Below are 15,636 nucleotides of genomic sequence, written 5' to 3' on the forward strand. Positions count from 1 at the left end.
TATGTCACACCCCAGTCAACATTCCCATTTGCCTGTATCTCATTCCAGCATGACTGCAGATTACGGTATGCGGGGGATGATAAGCGGATTGCTAATACTGCTATCACTCTCCTTGGCAACGATCGCATCTGCGGCTGATCCGATGGCCGCCTATAAAATGCGTCATTATCAACTGCAAACGCTGAAGGATAAGCCGCTTGCGCCCGTTTTTTCATTACCCTCGGTGGATGGCCAAATACATGATCTGAGCGCTTATCGTGGGCAGGTTGTGGTTGTCAACTTCTGGTCAACCTGGTGTGCCCCTTGTCGCAAAGAGATGCCCTCATTAGAACGCGCATGGCAGCGCCTAAAATCAGATCGCATCGTGGTGTTAGGTATCGCTATTCAGGATGATCCTGAAATGGTGAGGCGATTTCTGCAAGAGCGGGAGATCAGTTTTCCTGTTCTGCTGGATAGTGATGGAAAGGTAGCCGAGACGTGGCCCTTTTCCGGCATTCCGGCCACCTTTGTGCTGGATAAGGAGGGGCGCATAATCTACCGTGCGCTGGGTCTGCGTGAGTGGGACAGTGACAGCATTATACTGAAGGTGAAGGCACTGGCTTTATCCGTAGAAAACTCCAGCGCCACGTCGGCGAAATAATATCAATTTTGCGGTTGCAGGTAGTGTTGCTCTAGATATTGGATGATCTCAGACGATTCGTATAGCCACGCTATTTCACCCTGTTCATTTTGAATTCGCAGGCAGGGTACCTTGATTTCCCCACCCCCTTTTAGTAATTCCTCTCTGAACAGCGGATTGCCCTTGGCATCCCGTGTTTCAATCTTGAGGGAGTGTTGTTTTAGAAAACGCCGAACCTTTACGCAGAAAGGACACGCCTTAAACTGATAGAGGGCCAGTCGTGCTGTTTGTTGATCCAGTTTCTCCTGCACTTCACTCGGGCGTGTAACCCCTTTGGGGGAAGTGAGAGCGTCAATCAGCAGGATCAGGCGTCCCAGTATCCAGCGAATAATTGCCATGTGGTTACTCCAGGCGGTTAAAAAATCGGCTGCATCCTAACATGACAAGGTCAAAAAATTCCCATGAAAAACCTCATGGATATATTGTGCCCGTCTTATGCCTGACGGGCAGGAGTGTCCTGCCAATTTTTTTATATGGCTACCTGTAATGAAGTCTTGAGTCAGATCGCAACAGTCAGGGTAAAGAGGGGGGATGTATTCGGTGAAAGATATCGGATTAAGGTCACACGGATCAGTTTATTTATCTTTTAATTGAAGCGCTTATACAATCTACATGATACTCTTTGATAACTTGTGTTTGATTGTGATTAGATACAGGGGATAGTCAGAGTTTACGGAATTAATTTTCTGCAACTCTTCTATACTAAACCAGAATAAAAAGATATTTCCAGGGAGGGGCGCAAGTAGGGCTAACAGGCCTTGCTTTAACCTATTATTCAAATTTAAAAAAGACTTCCCATGGACGCTGAACCAGTCCCCACACTGCGCAAAACTGAATTGACCAGCTTAAGGTGGATGATCCTGGCGGGTGGGCTTGTAGCCATTTTAACTGTCTTGATTGTGTCTGCTTATCTGCGGACCGCCTTAGAGCGTGAGGCTTTTCAGAGCTGGAGACAGCAGTATCAGCCACTTGCCGAAACACTTGCCGGGCAGATTGATCTAGAGATCGGGAAAGCCAGGGCGTCACTTCGCTTACTGGCGTCGCTGCCTCAGTTTCAGCAACTGCAAGATGTGCATGGTATCGACCGCAGCATTGGTGGAATACCGGAAACGTCTGAAATCGGTAAACGTCGTCTTCTTGATCTGCAGATGGCAGAGTACCCCGATTTTTCAGTCCTGTTCATGCTGAAGGAGAATGGAGACCACTACCTCGCTCATCCGTTCTCTGTTCAACAATCGGTCACCAAGTACAACATGAGTGACCGCGCCTATTTTAAGGAGACACTGCGAACCCAGGATACAGTGATATCTGATAGTTTTTTTGGCGCAGATGGCAAACTCGCCGTTGCGGTAAACACGCCTATCAAGCAGGCCGATGGACGTATTACCGCACACCTGGGTGGCGTATTCCATTTGGAGCAGCTTTCTACTTTACTCAGGCAGTTGGATATTGAGGCATTTGATGAGTTGATCTTGGTGGACCAGCGCGGGGAACTCATTGGCCAAAATAATCAAGCTGAGATTTCATCAATGCTCCGGGAGGCCTTTCTACAACGCCCGGAAATCACTCAGCTCTTCGCGTCGTTAAAAGAGAGCGGTGCCGGGAGAGTCACCTTTCACGAGTTATGGCATCCAACAGAAGAGAGGAGTTGTCTCTCCTTTACCATTCCATTGAAGAATGGTTGGAAGATGATTGCAATAAGGGATCGAGGCGCAATTTTGAATGCGGTTCAACCGCGCGCCAATATCATTACGGCGACTACAGCGCTCATCCTGCTTGGTATTGCGGGCTTTGGATTGGCCTTTGTCAGTTCAGCGGGCAGGCGGTGGGAGCAGGCAGAGCAGGCCTTGAAAAGCGCCAAGCTAAGACTGGAAGCCGAAGTCGAGGAAGGTATACGGGAGCTTTCTGCTTCTCATGAGCATATCCAACTGTTATTGGATTCCTCTGGAGCAGGTATTTTGGGTGTGGATAGTGAAGGCTGTTGTACTTTCTACAACAGCGCTTGTGTCGAGATTCTCAGTTTTCCGCATAATCAGGATCTGAAGGGCAAGCCTCTACATGACATCATTCAGCACTGCCATTGTGATGGAACGCCTTACTTCGAAGCCGATTCCCCCATATTGGATGCCATTCGCATGGATAAGCGGATTCATAAGGAGTATGAGATATTTTGCTCTGCGGATGGGCAGTGTATCCCCGTAGAGTATCGTGCTTATCCGATGCGTCGACAGGGCCAGGTGATTGGTGCTGTTGTGACATTTAATGACATCAGTGCACGTATCCATGCGCAGCAGGCACAGATTGATAGTGATGCACGCTTCCGCTCACTGTTTGCCGAATCAAATGATGCGATGTTCCTGGTCAATTCAAAAAACGGGCAGTATCTGGATGCCAATCGATCGGCTGAGCGATTGACCGGGCGTTCGGTAGAGGAATTGCTCAAGCTGACAACGGCTGATATCTGTCCAAGTGGTGCCTCGGAGAGACGTAAACGGGTCTCAACGCTCTCTGCAACTGAGGAAATGGGTGAGGTGGTATATCTTCAGCCAGATGGTTCTGATCGAACGGCACTGCTCAGTGTGGTACCACTCAGGGATGGGCTGGCCTTCGGTATAGCCCATGACATTACCGACCAGATCGCTTCACAAACAGCACTGAGACACAGTGAGGCGCATTTGCGAGCCTTATCTGAGGCGGCATTTGAAGCGATCTTTATCTCAGAGGATGGCATCTGCCTCGGTCAGAATCTGACTGCCGAAAGAATGTTTGGTTATACCCTGGATGAGGCCCTGGGACGCTCGGGGATCGAGTGGATTGCAGACGAATCGCGTGAACTGGTCAAGCAGAATATGCTGAGTGGTTATCAAGAACCTTATGAGGTGATCGCGCAACGCAAGGATGGGACAACCTTTCCGGCTGAAATCCACGGTCGTGCCATGGAGTATCAGGATCGTTCAGTGCGCGTAACAGCCTTGCGGGATATCTCTGACCGCTATGAGGCTGAACAAAAATTACAGCGCTCGAATACATTGTTGCATGCGGTTATCGATCAGGCACCCTTTGCCATTACCCTCGGTGAGGGGACTGCGGACAATTGGACGTTGACCCTGGCCAACCAGGAAGCACAGCGCATAACCGGATCTACAGCAGAACAACAGCGTCAGGTTCATTTTGTAGAGGGTCGGCTAAATGATCCGGGTAAACGCAAGTGGCAGATGCTGCATACTGACGGCACGCCCATTGATGTTTATGATACGCCTCTGTTTAAAGCAATGTCTGAACAGCGGGTGACACGTAATAAAGAGATGATTATACGCCGCCCGGATGGTGTGGAGACCTATGTGCTCGGTAATGCGGCTCCTGTCTACAGTGAGGAAGGTCATCATATCGCGGGTATCTTCACCTACCCCGATATTACTGACTTGAAACTGAAAGAAGAGACAATCAAGACCTTGTCTCAGGCGATGGAGCAGAGCCCAGTTTCGGTTGTGATTACAGATCCGGCTGGCACTATTGAATACACCAACGGAGGGTTTGAGCGCTCGTCTGGTTATACTTCAGAAGAGGTATTGGGTCAGCATAGTCGGTTGCTGAGATCTGAACATACGGCTCCTGAGCATTACAAGCAGCTTTGGGATACGATCTCCAGCGGTGAGCCTTGGCAGGGTGAGTTTCAGAATCGCCGCAAGGATGGCAGCCTGTTCTGGGAATACGCCCATATCTCCCCGATCTTCGATGATCGTGGTCATATTCGTCATTATCTGGCGGTCAAAGAAGACATCACGATCCGTAAAGTGCATGAAGAGAAAATTTTGCATCAGGCCCATTATGATAGTTTGACAGGGCTGCCAAACCGCTTCCTTGCACTGGACCGTCTCTCGCAGATTCTTCGAAATGCCCAGCGTGAAGATCATCAGGCTGCTGTCCTCTTCCTTGATCTGGATGATTTTAAGAAAGTGAATGATACCCTGGGGCATGAGGTGGGGGATCAAGTGATTGAAGAGGCCGCCAGACGGGTTCGTTGGTCTGTTCGCGAAGAAGATACGGTTGGCCGATTGGGTGGTGATGAGTTTATTGTCTTGCTTGCCAGCATACCTGATAAGGCCGCAGCGGCCGTGGTCGGTGAGAAGATTCTCGCGGCGTTCCGTTCGGTGTTTCGGTTGGGTGAGCGGGAGATCCTGTTGACTACCAGTATCGGAATTTCCGTTTATCCAGATGATGGTGATGATCCCAAATTGCTGCTGCGCAATGCCGATACCGCGATGTACCATTCAAAGGCGGGAGGACGGAATGCCTACCATTTTTATACGGATGCAATGAATCAGGATGTGGCAAGGCGCCTTGAACTGGAAGAGCAACTGCATGCTGCCCTGGAAAATGGCGAATTTTACCTCTGTTATCAACCCATCGTTAATATCTACACACAATCTATTGTGGGAGCCGAGGCGTTATTACGCTGGAACAATCCCAAACTGGGCGCCGTCTCGCCTGTAGAGTTTATTGAAATAGCCGAACGGACGGGGCGGATCGTACCTATTGGTGAATATGTGCTGCGCCAGGCCGTTCAACAAGCCAAATCCTGGTATTCTCGCGCGAAGAATCCATTCCGTGTGGCGGTTAATGTCTCACCGGTTCAGTTCAAGGACGAGCGATTCCTGATGATGGTGCAGGAGATCCTTGAGGAGTATCAACTCCCAGGAGATTATCTCGAAATCGAAGTGACGGAGAATGTGCTATTGAGTGAAAAGATCAATGCGGTTGAGTTGCTTAATGGACTGCGTGATCTGGGCATCTCACTCTCGATGGATGATTTTGGTACCGGTTACTCTTCACTCAGTTATCTGCGCAATTACCCCTTTGATACGCTGAAGATCGATCGCAGTTTTATTCGCGATATTACCTCCGACCCAGATGATCGGGAGCTGGTTGTGGCAACGATCTCAATGGCCAGAAGCCTGGGACTGAGGGTTATTGCGGAAGGGGTGGAGACGGCCGAACAATTGGCCATACTGCAGACGGAAAAGTGTGATTTCGCCCAGGGGTACTACTTCAGCAAGCCAATTCCAGAGACGGCATTGGAACGGTTTTTTATTGAGTGATGATTTGCGCATGAAACTTACTCATTGGTTTTGAAAATGCATCAAGAGGATTTTGATGATTGATGTCCAACAGGCCGACCTTTCACTTCCAAGCCACGCCCAAGCCGTGATTGATCTTCTGGACGCTTACGCCCGTGATCCGATGGGCGGTGGTGAACCCTTACAGGAGCGTGTGCGTATAGAACTGATTGGTGAACTTCAAAAGCGCAAGGATGCACTGATTTTGTTGGCCTTTGTAGATGGCACACCGGTTGGCTTGATGAACTGTTTTGAAGGCTTTTCTACCTTTAAATGCAAACCCCTGCTGAACATTCATGATCTGGTGGTGCTGAGGGCATACCGGGGGCAGGGCATTGCGCAGAAGCTGTTTGCAGCAGTTGAAAAGATTGCCTTACAGCGGGGTTATTGCAAGTTAACCCTGGAAGTGCTCGAAGGCAATAGGGTAGCCCAATCGGTCTATCGGCAGGTTGGATTCAGTGGCTACGAGTTGAATCCAGAAACAGGCCGGGCGCTGTTCTGGGAAAAAGTGTTGCCCTGAAAAATGCGTCCTACCTGTTTATTTGTGGACAGCCAAGGTTGGGAATTGCAGGGAGCGGAGTCAAACCAATCTGAGATTTCTTTGATAAAAAACACCCATGTACGGTTGGTTTGACTCCGACCCCAGTATCTCAGTGCCGCAGCAGATCAAACGGCTGTACTTCAACCAGATCACCAAGCCGAACATGTTCGGCTTCGTCGGGTAACAGAATAAAGCAGTTACCGTTACTCATGGAGCTGAGTACCCCTGATCCCTGTCGGCCCGAGGTTTTAACAATTAATACGCCCTGTTCATCCAGTTCCAGAATACCCCGTTGAAACTCCGTTCTTCCCGGCAGTTTTCTAAACGCCGTTCCCGCTTTGACTTTCAGCGTTGGAGTCAGTCTGCTCTGTTTTCCCTGCATAAGTTGAATGGCGGGTCTAACAAACTGTAAAAAGGTGATCATGACCGCGACCGGGTTTCCAGGTAGCCCAAAGAAGCGGGCATCACCGAGGTTGGCAAAGGTGAGTGGCCGGCCGGGTTTGATGGCTACTTTTGAAAAGTGAATTTTGCCCAGTTTATGAATGCCCTCGGCTATGAAGTCAGCCTCACCGACGGAGATACCACCGGAGGTCAGGACCAGATCAGCCTCCTTTGAAGCCTCCAGCATGGCGGCCTGGATTGCCTCCGCCTCGTCTGGAATGACCCCCATGTCGATCACATCCGTACCCAGTTCGGTCAACATGCCAAACAGGGTATAACGATTGCTGTCGTAGATCTGTCCCTCTTCCAGTGGCTGGCCGATACTGCGGATCTCATCACCACTGGAGAAGAAGGCGACACGCAGTCGGCGTCTGACCTGCACCTCTGGAATACCCAGTGAGGCGAGTAGGCCAAGCTGGGCGGGGCCGATCTCATCACCGGCCTGAAGAATGATTGAGTCAGCCTGGATATCCTCTCCTGCCTGTCGCACGTTGGCACCGTGCTTGGTGCGGTTATCAATGTGGGCATCATCACCCTGACGATCGACCCACTCCTGCATGATGACCGTGTCGGCCTCATCGGGCATCTTGGCGCCGGTCATAATGCGTATGCATTCACCCCGGTTTAATTGACCTGCGTAGGGTTTGCCGGCAAAGGCACTACCGACGACTTTTAAAGCAGACGATCCTTTAGTTGGAATATCTTTGCCGAACACGGCATAGCCATCCATCGCGGAGTTGCGATAGGCCGGTACATTAATCGGTGAGTGAATGGATTGCGCCAGGATGCGTCCCAGCGCACTGCGCAATGGGGCGGCCTCAATGCCGGTGACGGGGCTTACCTGATTTGCAATCATTTTAACTGCATCGCTGGCTGATATGGAGCTATCCGTCGCATCCATACAGCAATCGTTTGATTTGTTGCTATCGGTCATGGTGATGTCCATGGTCTTGTCTGTGAAAAAGGGATAATCGCAGGAATAAGGGATAAGTTACCGGATTATATAGGTGAAAACCAATTCATTCGGGGTCAATTATTAAACGTCTGATTTAAGGTCAAATGTCAATGTCTCGCCAATGCAAAAACTGGGAGACAATGATGCCAGAGACAAACGCGATGCTCATATTGCTTGTGGCAAGGCCGATGCCGGCGATCAGAAAGGCGATGAACAGATCCCGCCGCTCCGTTATATCCCGAATCAACAGTGCCAATTCCAATCCTGCGAAGAGCAGTAACACACCCAGAACCGCGTTTGGAATGGCGGACAGCAGAATGATCCCGATACCACCAAAGCCAAGGGCAATCAGAATGAAGAGCAGGCCAATCATAATATTCGAGCCACCCGTTCGGGCGCCGAATCGATAATGGGCTGCCAGACCACCGGCACCATGACAGACAGGCATGGCGGCCATTAAGCCGGCGAACAGGTTTGCCAGACCCATGCCAAAAGATAAGTGGCGGTTTGATACCCGCGCTGTTGCCTCACCCGTTCCAAACAGATTCTTTGCCGTATCGGTGGTGCCGATGATGGCATTACCCATGGTGAGTGGTAATTGGGGAATGACCAGCAGAAAGAGAGCAGTGAAAAAATCATCCGCTTCTGGTGTAACTAATTCTATGGGGGAGGGGCCGAAGCGCCAATCTAACCCGTCCAGGGAACCGAATGGTATCGCCACAATTATGCCGATCGTAACGATCACCAGAGCAGCAGGGAATCGCCGACTGGAAATCAGGCTGAGGACAAGAACCAATGCCACCAGACCGAGCAGCGTATTGATTGGCAGACCGCCCAGAGAGGCGGTGATATCGCTGTTATTTAGCAGTAGCTCGGGTCGATTGATGAATTCGATGCCCTTGATCATGAGGATGAGACCGAGTCCGAGCTGGATGCCGCGCACAATCGGTTTGGTGAAGAGTCTGGCTAGCTGGTCAATCAGACCGGTAAAGGCCAGAATAATCAATGCGCCGCCAAAAAGAAGACCAGTGGCTGATATCACGGCCAACGATATCTTTTCTGGGAATGCGATGGCGATCGCCGAGACCAGTTTGAGCGGTTGGACCGGGATAGGCAGTTTGTAATAAAAACCGGTAACCAGATAAAACAGACCCACCCACAGAAATACAGCGCTGAAGCTCAGGCCGTTGAGAGTGACCAGTCCAATGGCCAGCGGTATAAGCGTCCCCAGATCACCCAGTGAGCCGGCGAACTCAACCCGGTCGAACCGGTAGGAACCAATCTGCATCCGCTTTACTTCCTGATTGCTGTCGTTTGTTTGGTTGGCTGGAAATTATCAATTGATTGCTGTGATGTGTGGGCTATCAGCCAACCACCGATGGCCCGAAATAGACACCCTGAAAACTACTTGCCGACGTTTCCCTTCTTCAGCTCAATGGCGGTTAGTGGGCATTCAGTCTCCAGCGATTTGGTACTCAACTCACCCTCATACAGATGGATATGGCGATTTAAATTGAGCTTCCCGGTCTGAGGTTCATGGCTGGTATAGACCACGCCGATCTGCTGTTGCTGGAGCTGATTGATCAGGTCGTAGCAAATCGCTCTCGAGCGTTTGTCCAGATTCGATACCGGTTCGTCCAACAGCATCAGCCGTGGGGCGATGGCCCAGGCCCGTGCAATCGCTACCCGCTGTTTCTCTCCCCCAGACAGTTCCTGGCAGTTCCTATTCGCCAGGTGTTCCAGTGAGATAAGCTCCAGCGCCTCAGCAACTTTGGCCCCAATCGCCTGTCGACTCAGCTTTTTGCGTTTCAGACCATAGGCGATGTTGTCATATACCGAGCAGTCAAACAGGTAAGGGTGCTGGTGCAGATAACAGATCTGTTCACGCAAATAGCGGTAGCTTTGACGCCAGTTGAGTCGTTTGCCGGCGATCTCAAATTCCACCCGTCGGGGTTTCATTAATCCAGCCAGGATACGCAGCAGTGTGGTCTTCCCTGAACCGTTCTGGCCAGTCATCAGGACCAATTCCCCGGCCCGAAACTCGAGTGAAAGATTATTCAGAATGGTGCGATCACCCCGATTAAAGGTGAGATCATGTAACTTCAACCACGGTGTATTTGTATCCATGCTCATTGTGTCACTTCACCTTTTCCCTGCACCTGTCCGAGCAGGATATTCAGGAAAAGTGCCATAAACAGCAGTACCATACCCAGCGCAATGCCTTCGGCAAAGCTTCCCTTGCTGGTTTCCAGTGCTATAGCAGTGGGGATGTTGCGCGTGTAGTTCAGGATATTGCCACCCAACATCATGGAGCTGCCGACTTCGGCGATGATGCGACCAAAGCTGGCGACCAGTGCGCCGATCAGACCGAAGCGTGTCTCATGCAGGATGGTCATCAGTGCACGGAAGGGACTTGCGCCAAGGGTCAGGGCGGTCTCCCAGGCGCGGCGATCAGAGGCCTGTAGTGCAGAGTGAGCCATGGCTACCAGCAAGGGAAAGCAGAGGCCAATCTGCCCCAATATCATGGCGTCCTGAGTGAACAACAGGCGCCATGAACCCAGCGGCCCCGCCTTGGAGAGCAGGATATAGAGCGTTAGCCCAACGACCACAGCGGGAATGGAGAGGGCGGTATTAAATATGGATACCAGTAGCCGCCGGCCTGGAAAGGTAAAATAGGCCAGTATAAAGGCCGTCAATATGGCAAAAGGTGCGGCATAGATCAGGGCGCGCACTGAGACGCTGAAAGAGATACCGATGATGGTCCAGAGCGCGCTATCACCTGTGAACAGGAGATAGAGCGCCTGGTAACTTGCAGCGCTCAGTGATTCCATTTGTGCCTTATTTCAACAGCAGAGGGATGAACAGGGGCTCACCATGCAGTCGATAGTTCTTGATCAGTTGCTGAGCGGGTTGTCCGCTGATCCAGTCAATCATCTGCTTGGCCGCCGTGTAATTGGTATCAGGATGTTTCGCCTTGCTGACCGCGATGATGCCATACGGGTTGCTCAGTTTCTCGTCGCCCGCATTCAGCAGCGCAAGATCGACCTTTCCCTTATAGGCCAGCCAGGTGCCACGGTCAGTCAGTGAGTAGCCGTTCAATTCACTGGCCATCTGCAGCACTTTGCCCATACCTTGTCCAGCTTCAATATACCAGCTACCAGCCGGTGTCAGGTTGGCGGCTTTCCACAGCGATTTCTCTTTTTTGTGGGTGCCCGAGTCATCGCCACGCGAAACGAATTTAGCCTGCATCTGAAGAATTTTATCCATGGCGCCAGTAACTGTTTGTTCACTTTTAATGCCAGCAGGGTCATTTTTTGGGCCAACGAGAACGAAATCGTTATACATGAACTGTACCCGATCGGTTCCGAAACCTTCAGCAACAAACTTCTCTTCGGCTGCAACGGCATGGACCATCACGACATCGACATCGCCATCACGCCCCATCTTTAATGCCTTACCTGTACCGACGGCAATCACCTGAACTTCAATGCCGGTATCTTTTTGAAAGGCAGGTAACAACAGGTCCAGCAGACCTGAATTCTGGGTGCTAGTCGTGGTGGCCATCTTCAGAGGTGCGGCTTGAGCCGTGCCGGCCAATGCGCAGATGAGCAGTAAAGCGAAGAGTCGTCGTGCAGTTTTCAACATGAGTTGCAATCCTTAAAGTTATGTTGCTGTCAATTCACAATAAACGGGTTCTAGGCGTCACTATGAGTGTGTCTAAATATTGGTATCAGTTGTAACCATGCGCACGGTTAAACAGATCTGTCACGCTATGCTTTATAGCACATAACGAATTCAACCCACAACGTGCGACAGATTGACTCAGTGCTGAAATGCAACTACCCCAAAATGTCCAAACGCCTAACGGGTGTAGGTTTATATAAGCGTTATGTTTAAAAAAACATAACAAAATAAGTGAGTTATGTAAGCTTCAAGGCTCGCCATTTGCCTGGCTTTCTTCTATATTCTTTGATGACAACAAAAAGAACTGAAATGGAACTGAGCCAATAGGAGGGCTGCATTCGTAACAAAATAGATAACCAGAAAAACAATAAGAGAATTGTCATGGTCTTTAAATAAGCGAGGACGGATCTGTCTGAACTTCTGACGTTTCATTGTCCACTCTATCGATTGGCTTGATTAACCCGTTCAATTCTTCACCCAAAGCGTCACGCACTTAAAACATTACAGAGGAGGCAACGATGCAGAGGTCACTCTATATCTCGCCGGATAAATGCACAGGCTGTCTACAATGTGAAATGGCCTGCTCCTATGAGCATGAAGGTAATTTCAATCCCGCCAAATCCCGCATAAAAGTTTTTTCATTTCATACTGAAGGACGTTTTGTTCCCTATACCTGTACCCAGTGTGCCGAGGCCTGGTGCAAGAGTGCTTGTCCTACAGAGGCAATCACGCTGGATGTTGCCACCGGCGCTAAGATGGTGAATGACGGACTCTGTGTAGGCTGTAAGGTCTGCACCATTGCCTGCCCCTTCGGAACCATCAACTACAACACCGCTACAGGTAAGGTAACCAAGTGCGATCTGTGTGGTGGTGATCCTGCTTGCGCAAAGGCTTGTCCGACTCAGGCGATCACCTATATCGATGCTGAAGGAACCGGTTACGACAAGATGCGTAGCTGGGCAGCACGTACCGATAACCAATCCGCCGCACAGGCATAAAAGGGGGTAGATGACATGGGCTGGCAGAAGAAAATACTGCGTGTGAATTTGACCAATGGCACCTGCACCGCTGAGCCACTGAATATGGAGTGGGCGGCTGATTATCTCGGGCAACGTGGTTTGGGTTCCAAGTATCTGGTGGAGGAGGTCGATCCTAAAGTGGATCCCTTATCGCCGGATAATAAACTGATCTTTGCAACCGGGCCTTTGACCGGCACACCGGCCTCGACCGGGGCGCGCTATTCAGTGATTACCAAAGGTGCATTAACCGGTGCGATTGCCTGTTCCAATTCAGGTGGCTATTTTGGCGCTGAGTTGAAGTTCGCTGGATGGGACATGATCATTTTTGAGGGAAAAGCACCGAAACCGGTCTACCTCTATATACAAGATGACAAAGCGGAATTGATCTCGGCAGATGAAATCTGGGGCAAGAGCGTTTGGGATGCGGATAAATACCTGCATGCCAAGCATCAGGACCCGCAATTGAAGATCTCTGCCATTGGGCGATCTGGAGAAGAGGGCGTGATGTACGCCTGTATTGTGAATGATCTGCATCGGGCTGCGGGGCGTTCCGGTGTCGGAACGGTTATGGGTTCAAAGAATCTCAAGGCCGTAGCCGTGCGCGGTACTAAGGGTGTCTCGGTAAAAGACCCTGTGCGTTTTATGCAAACGGTCGGTGAGAAGAAGCAGATCTTGGCTGAAAACCCCGTTACAGGACAGGGTCTGCCAACCTATGGCACCCAGGTGTTAATGAATGTGGTGAATGAGGTTGGCGCGCTGCCTACCCACAATGCGAAATCCGTGCAGTTTGATGGGGCCTCAGACATCTCCGGCGAAGCGATGCACGAGCCTCGTGGCAGCGAAGGGAAGGCAAACCTGGTGACCAACCAGGCCTGTTTTGGTTGCACGATCGCCTGTGGCCGAGTTGCCCGGGTGGATAAAGATCACTACACCGTCAAGAATCGTCCAGAATACTGGGGTGCATCGGGTGGACTGGAGTATGAGAATGCTTGGTCACTGGGTGCAGATTGTGGTGTGAATGACCTGGATGCACTCACTTTCGCCAACTTTATCTGTAATGAACAGGGTTTTGATCCGATCACCTTTGGTGCCACCATGGCGGCAGCCATGGAGCTCTATGAGATGGGGGTTATTACGGATGAAGATACCGGTGGCGTGAAACTCAACTTCGGTTCTGCTGAGGCGTTGACCAGCATGGCAGAGTTGGTCGGTAAAGGTGAAGGTTTTGGCAAGATTCTTGGTCTCGGTTCAAAACGACTCTGCGAGAAGTATGGGCATCCCGATCTCTCTATGAGTGTGAAGGGGCAAGAGTTTCCGGCCTATGACCCGCGCGGTATTCAGGGGATGGGTCTAACTTACGCCACCAGTAACCGCGGTGCCTGCCATCTTCGCAGCTATACTGTGGCCTCGGAAATTCTCGGTATTCCTGAGAAGACTGATCCCTTGGTTACAGAAGGTAAAGCTGGACTGGTCAAGGCGTTCCAGGATGCCACGGCGGCGGTTGATTCCAGTGGGCTTTGTGTATTCACCACCTTTGCCTGGACGTTAGAGGATTTCTATCCTCAGATCGATGCGGCCTGTGATGGCGAGTGGACCCTCGAACGTCTGGCCCATATGGGTGAGCGTATCTGGAACATGGAGCGTCAATTCAATCTGGCGGCTGGTTTCACCGCGAAAGATGACACGCTGCCGAAGCGTCTGCTGACGGAGGCTGCAGCCACAGGACCTGCCAAAGGTAAGGTCAGTGGGCTGGATAAGATGTTGCCCGAGTATTATGAGTTACGTGGTTGGAGTGTTGATGGTGTACCCACACCTGACACGCTACAGAACCTCGGCCTCTCATAAAATGGCCCTGGGCTGAAAACGAGGAGAGCAGTTGCCGCTGCTCTCCTTTATCATTTCAAGGCAAGGAGTTTCATCAAATGCGATATGTCGTCATTGGTGCAGGACCAGCAGGTGTGACCGCTGTTGAGACGCTGCGCGTAGAGGATCCACAGGGAGAAGTGATTCTAATTGGCGGTGAACCCGAACCCGCCTATTCCAGAATGGCCATACCCTACCTGCTATCAAACAAAATTGAGGAGCAGGGTACCTACCTGCGGCATGATGCAGCGCATCTGGAAAAACTGGGTGTTCAGCAAATTCAGAATCGAGTGACAGGCTTGGATGCTATGGCAAAACAGCTCTCTCTTGAAGGCGCTGATTCCATCAGTTTCGATCGCCTTCTCGTGGCCACCGGATCCAATCCAGTAAAACCGCCTATTTCAGGGCTGGATCAGCCTGGCGTACACCACTGCTGGACCTTGGAAGATGCCAGGAACATCATCAAGTACGCCGAGCCAAGATCGAGCGTAGTCCTTATGGGGGCTGGTTTTATTGGCTGTATCATTATGGAGGCGCTCGTTGCACGTGGTGTGAAGCTGACTGTCGTAGAGATGGGTGATCGCATGGTTCCCCGTATGATGGATCAGGTGTCAGGTAATCTGATCAAGCAGTGGTGTATCGATAAGGGTGTGACGGTGCATACATCAACCCGTGTGCTGGGTGTTGAGGCTAATAGCAGTGGGACAACCCGTTTCCTGCTGAACTGTGACCCCGTTGATCCCATAGAGGCGGATTTGGTTGTGGTTGCTGCAGGTGTGAAACCGGCGACCGGTTTTCTGCAACAGAGTGGTCTCAATTTAGCGCAAGGTGTGGTGGTTAATGAGTTCCTTGAGTCATCCGTGCCGGGTATCTATGCGGCGGGTGATGTCTGTGAAGGAGTTGACTGGGGTACCGGTGAACAGGCTGTGCATGCCATTCAGCCAGTTGCGGCTGAAACAGGACGTATCGCCGCACTCAACATGGTCGGCAAGGTTACGGCCTATCCCGGTAGTATGGCGATGAATGTTCTGGATACCCTCGGACTGATCTCTGTCTCCTATGGCCAGTGGATGGGCGTGGGCGGGGGTGATGAGACCCATCTGTTAGACGAATCTGCCTATCGGTATATCAAATTGCAGTTTGAAGCGGATCGTCTGGTAGGGGCTATCACACTGGGGATGACGGAACATGTAGGGGTACTGCGCGGTCTTATTCAGAGCCGGGTATCGCTGGGTAAGTGGAAGTCGATCTTGATGCAAGACCCGACTCGGGTTATGGAGGCTTACCTCGGTGCGACTCATCTTAATAGCTAAGATTGATTACCATCTTGTGTGCGG

12 protein-coding genes are annotated in these 15,636 nt (G+C 51.0%); 6 read left to right on the top strand and 6 right to left on the bottom strand.

Annotated features, from left to right (window positions below; all coding sequences use genetic code 11):
* Position 1: 1 nt before the first annotated feature.
* Complete coding sequence (locus tag FHP88_RS17205; protein ID WP_144360339.1) at positions 2–640, top strand: TlpA disulfide reductase family protein; 639 nt, start codon at positions 2–4, stop codon at positions 638–640.
* Between the two features lie 2 nt (positions 641–642).
* Here the strand turns inward: FHP88_RS17205 and FHP88_RS17210 are convergent, their stop codons facing one another.
* Entirely contained in the window at positions 643–1,017 is a 375-nt protein-coding gene (locus FHP88_RS17210; RefSeq protein WP_144360340.1) for a glutaredoxin family protein, read from the bottom strand.
* 459 nt (positions 1,018–1,476) lie between these two features.
* Here FHP88_RS17210 and FHP88_RS17215 point away from each other — a divergent pair, with 459 nt between their 5' ends.
* Both FHP88_RS17215 and FHP88_RS17220 read left to right on the top strand, forming a co-directional pair.
* Positions 1,477–5,778 (top strand): EAL domain-containing protein, encoded by a 4,302-nt coding sequence (locus FHP88_RS17215; protein ID WP_144360341.1) that lies wholly within the window; start codon positions 1,477–1,479, stop codon positions 5,776–5,778.
* A gap of 55 nt (positions 5,779–5,833) precedes the next feature.
* Positions 5,834–6,316 (top strand): GNAT family N-acetyltransferase, encoded by a 483-nt coding sequence (locus tag FHP88_RS17220; protein WP_144360342.1) that lies wholly within the window; start codon positions 5,834–5,836, stop codon positions 6,314–6,316.
* Between the two features lie 130 nt (positions 6,317–6,446).
* Here the strand turns inward: FHP88_RS17220 and glp are convergent, their stop codons facing one another.
* From glp to FHP88_RS17245, 5 genes are all read right to left on the bottom strand, one after another.
* Positions 6,447–7,712 carry a gephyrin-like molybdotransferase Glp gene (glp, locus tag FHP88_RS17225; protein ID WP_144360343.1) on the bottom strand — a complete coding sequence of 422 codons (1,266 nt, stop codon included), beginning with the start codon at positions 7,710–7,712 and terminating at the stop codon, positions 6,447–6,449.
* A gap of 121 nt (positions 7,713–7,833) precedes the next feature.
* A complete protein-coding gene (locus FHP88_RS17230) occupies positions 7,834–9,021 on the bottom strand; it encodes a putative sulfate/molybdate transporter (protein ID WP_144360344.1) in 1,188 nt (395 codons plus the stop codon).
* A gap of 116 nt (positions 9,022–9,137) precedes the next feature.
* Positions 9,138–9,866 carry a heme ABC exporter ATP-binding protein CcmA gene (ccmA, locus tag FHP88_RS17235; RefSeq protein ID WP_144360345.1) on the bottom strand — a complete coding sequence of 243 codons (729 nt, stop codon included), beginning with the start codon at positions 9,864–9,866 and terminating at the stop codon, positions 9,138–9,140.
* On the bottom strand, positions 9,863–10,564 hold the full coding sequence (locus FHP88_RS17240; RefSeq protein ID WP_144360346.1) for an ABC transporter permease: 702 nt from the start codon (positions 10,562–10,564) through the stop codon (positions 9,863–9,865). Before FHP88_RS17240 ends, ccmA begins: the two co-directional genes overlap by 4 nt.
* Positions 10,565–10,571: 7 nt before the next feature.
* Positions 10,572–11,378 carry a substrate-binding domain-containing protein gene (locus FHP88_RS17245; protein WP_144360347.1) on the bottom strand — a complete coding sequence of 269 codons (807 nt, stop codon included), beginning with the start codon at positions 11,376–11,378 and terminating at the stop codon, positions 10,572–10,574.
* Between the two features lie 557 nt (positions 11,379–11,935).
* On the opposite strand from FHP88_RS17245, the gene FHP88_RS17250 reads away from it, so the two are divergent.
* The 3 genes from FHP88_RS17250 (at position 11,936) to FHP88_RS17260 (ending at position 15,612) form a co-directional block, all read left to right on the top strand.
* Complete coding sequence (locus FHP88_RS17250; protein ID WP_144360348.1) at positions 11,936–12,415, top strand: 4Fe-4S dicluster domain-containing protein; 480 nt, start codon at positions 11,936–11,938, stop codon at positions 12,413–12,415.
* 15 nt (positions 12,416–12,430) lie between these two features.
* Positions 12,431–14,281, top strand: a complete 1,851-nt coding sequence (locus tag FHP88_RS17255) for an aldehyde ferredoxin oxidoreductase family protein (RefSeq protein ID WP_144360349.1) — start codon at positions 12,431–12,433, stop codon at positions 14,279–14,281.
* 77 nt (positions 14,282–14,358) lie between these two features.
* Positions 14,359–15,612, top strand: a complete 1,254-nt coding sequence (locus FHP88_RS17260; RefSeq protein ID WP_144360350.1) for an NAD(P)/FAD-dependent oxidoreductase — start codon at positions 14,359–14,361, stop codon at positions 15,610–15,612.
* Positions 15,613–15,636 lie beyond the last annotated feature (24 nt).

Origin of the sequence: Sedimenticola selenatireducens (assembly GCF_007625115.1) — a bacterium.
Lineage (GTDB): Bacteria > Pseudomonadota > Gammaproteobacteria > Chromatiales > Chromatiaceae > Sedimenticola > Sedimenticola selenatireducens_A.

Excerpts from the sequence above, each read along its gene's own strand:
- FHP88_RS17205 (WP_144360339.1), top strand. The coding sequence starts at position 2 with ATGTCACACCCCAGTCAACATTCCCATTTGCCTGTATCTCATTCCAGC.
- FHP88_RS17210 (WP_144360340.1), bottom strand. The coding sequence starts at position 1,017 with ATGGCAATTATTCGCTGGATACTGGGACGCCTGATCCTGCTGATTGAC.
- FHP88_RS17215 (WP_144360341.1), top strand. The coding sequence starts at position 1,477 with ATGGACGCTGAACCAGTCCCCACACTGCGCAAAACTGAATTGACCAGC.
- FHP88_RS17220 (WP_144360342.1), top strand. The coding sequence starts at position 5,834 with ATGATTGATGTCCAACAGGCCGACCTTTCACTTCCAAGCCACGCCCAA.
- glp (WP_144360343.1), bottom strand. The coding sequence starts at position 7,712 with ATGACCGATAGCAACAAATCAAACGATTGCTGTATGGATGCGACGGAT.
- FHP88_RS17230 (WP_144360344.1), bottom strand. The coding sequence starts at position 9,021 with ATGCAGATTGGTTCCTACCGGTTCGACCGGGTTGAGTTCGCCGGCTCA.
- ccmA (WP_144360345.1), bottom strand. The coding sequence starts at position 9,866 with ATGAGCATGGATACAAATACACCGTGGTTGAAGTTACATGATCTCACC.
- FHP88_RS17240 (WP_144360346.1), bottom strand. The coding sequence starts at position 10,564 with ATGGAATCACTGAGCGCTGCAAGTTACCAGGCGCTCTATCTCCTGTTC.
- FHP88_RS17245 (WP_144360347.1), bottom strand. The coding sequence starts at position 11,378 with ATGTTGAAAACTGCACGACGACTCTTCGCTTTACTGCTCATCTGCGCA.
- FHP88_RS17250 (WP_144360348.1), top strand. The coding sequence starts at position 11,936 with ATGCAGAGGTCACTCTATATCTCGCCGGATAAATGCACAGGCTGTCTA.
- FHP88_RS17255 (WP_144360349.1), top strand. The coding sequence starts at position 12,431 with ATGGGCTGGCAGAAGAAAATACTGCGTGTGAATTTGACCAATGGCACC.
- FHP88_RS17260 (WP_144360350.1), top strand. The coding sequence starts at position 14,359 with ATGCGATATGTCGTCATTGGTGCAGGACCAGCAGGTGTGACCGCTGTT.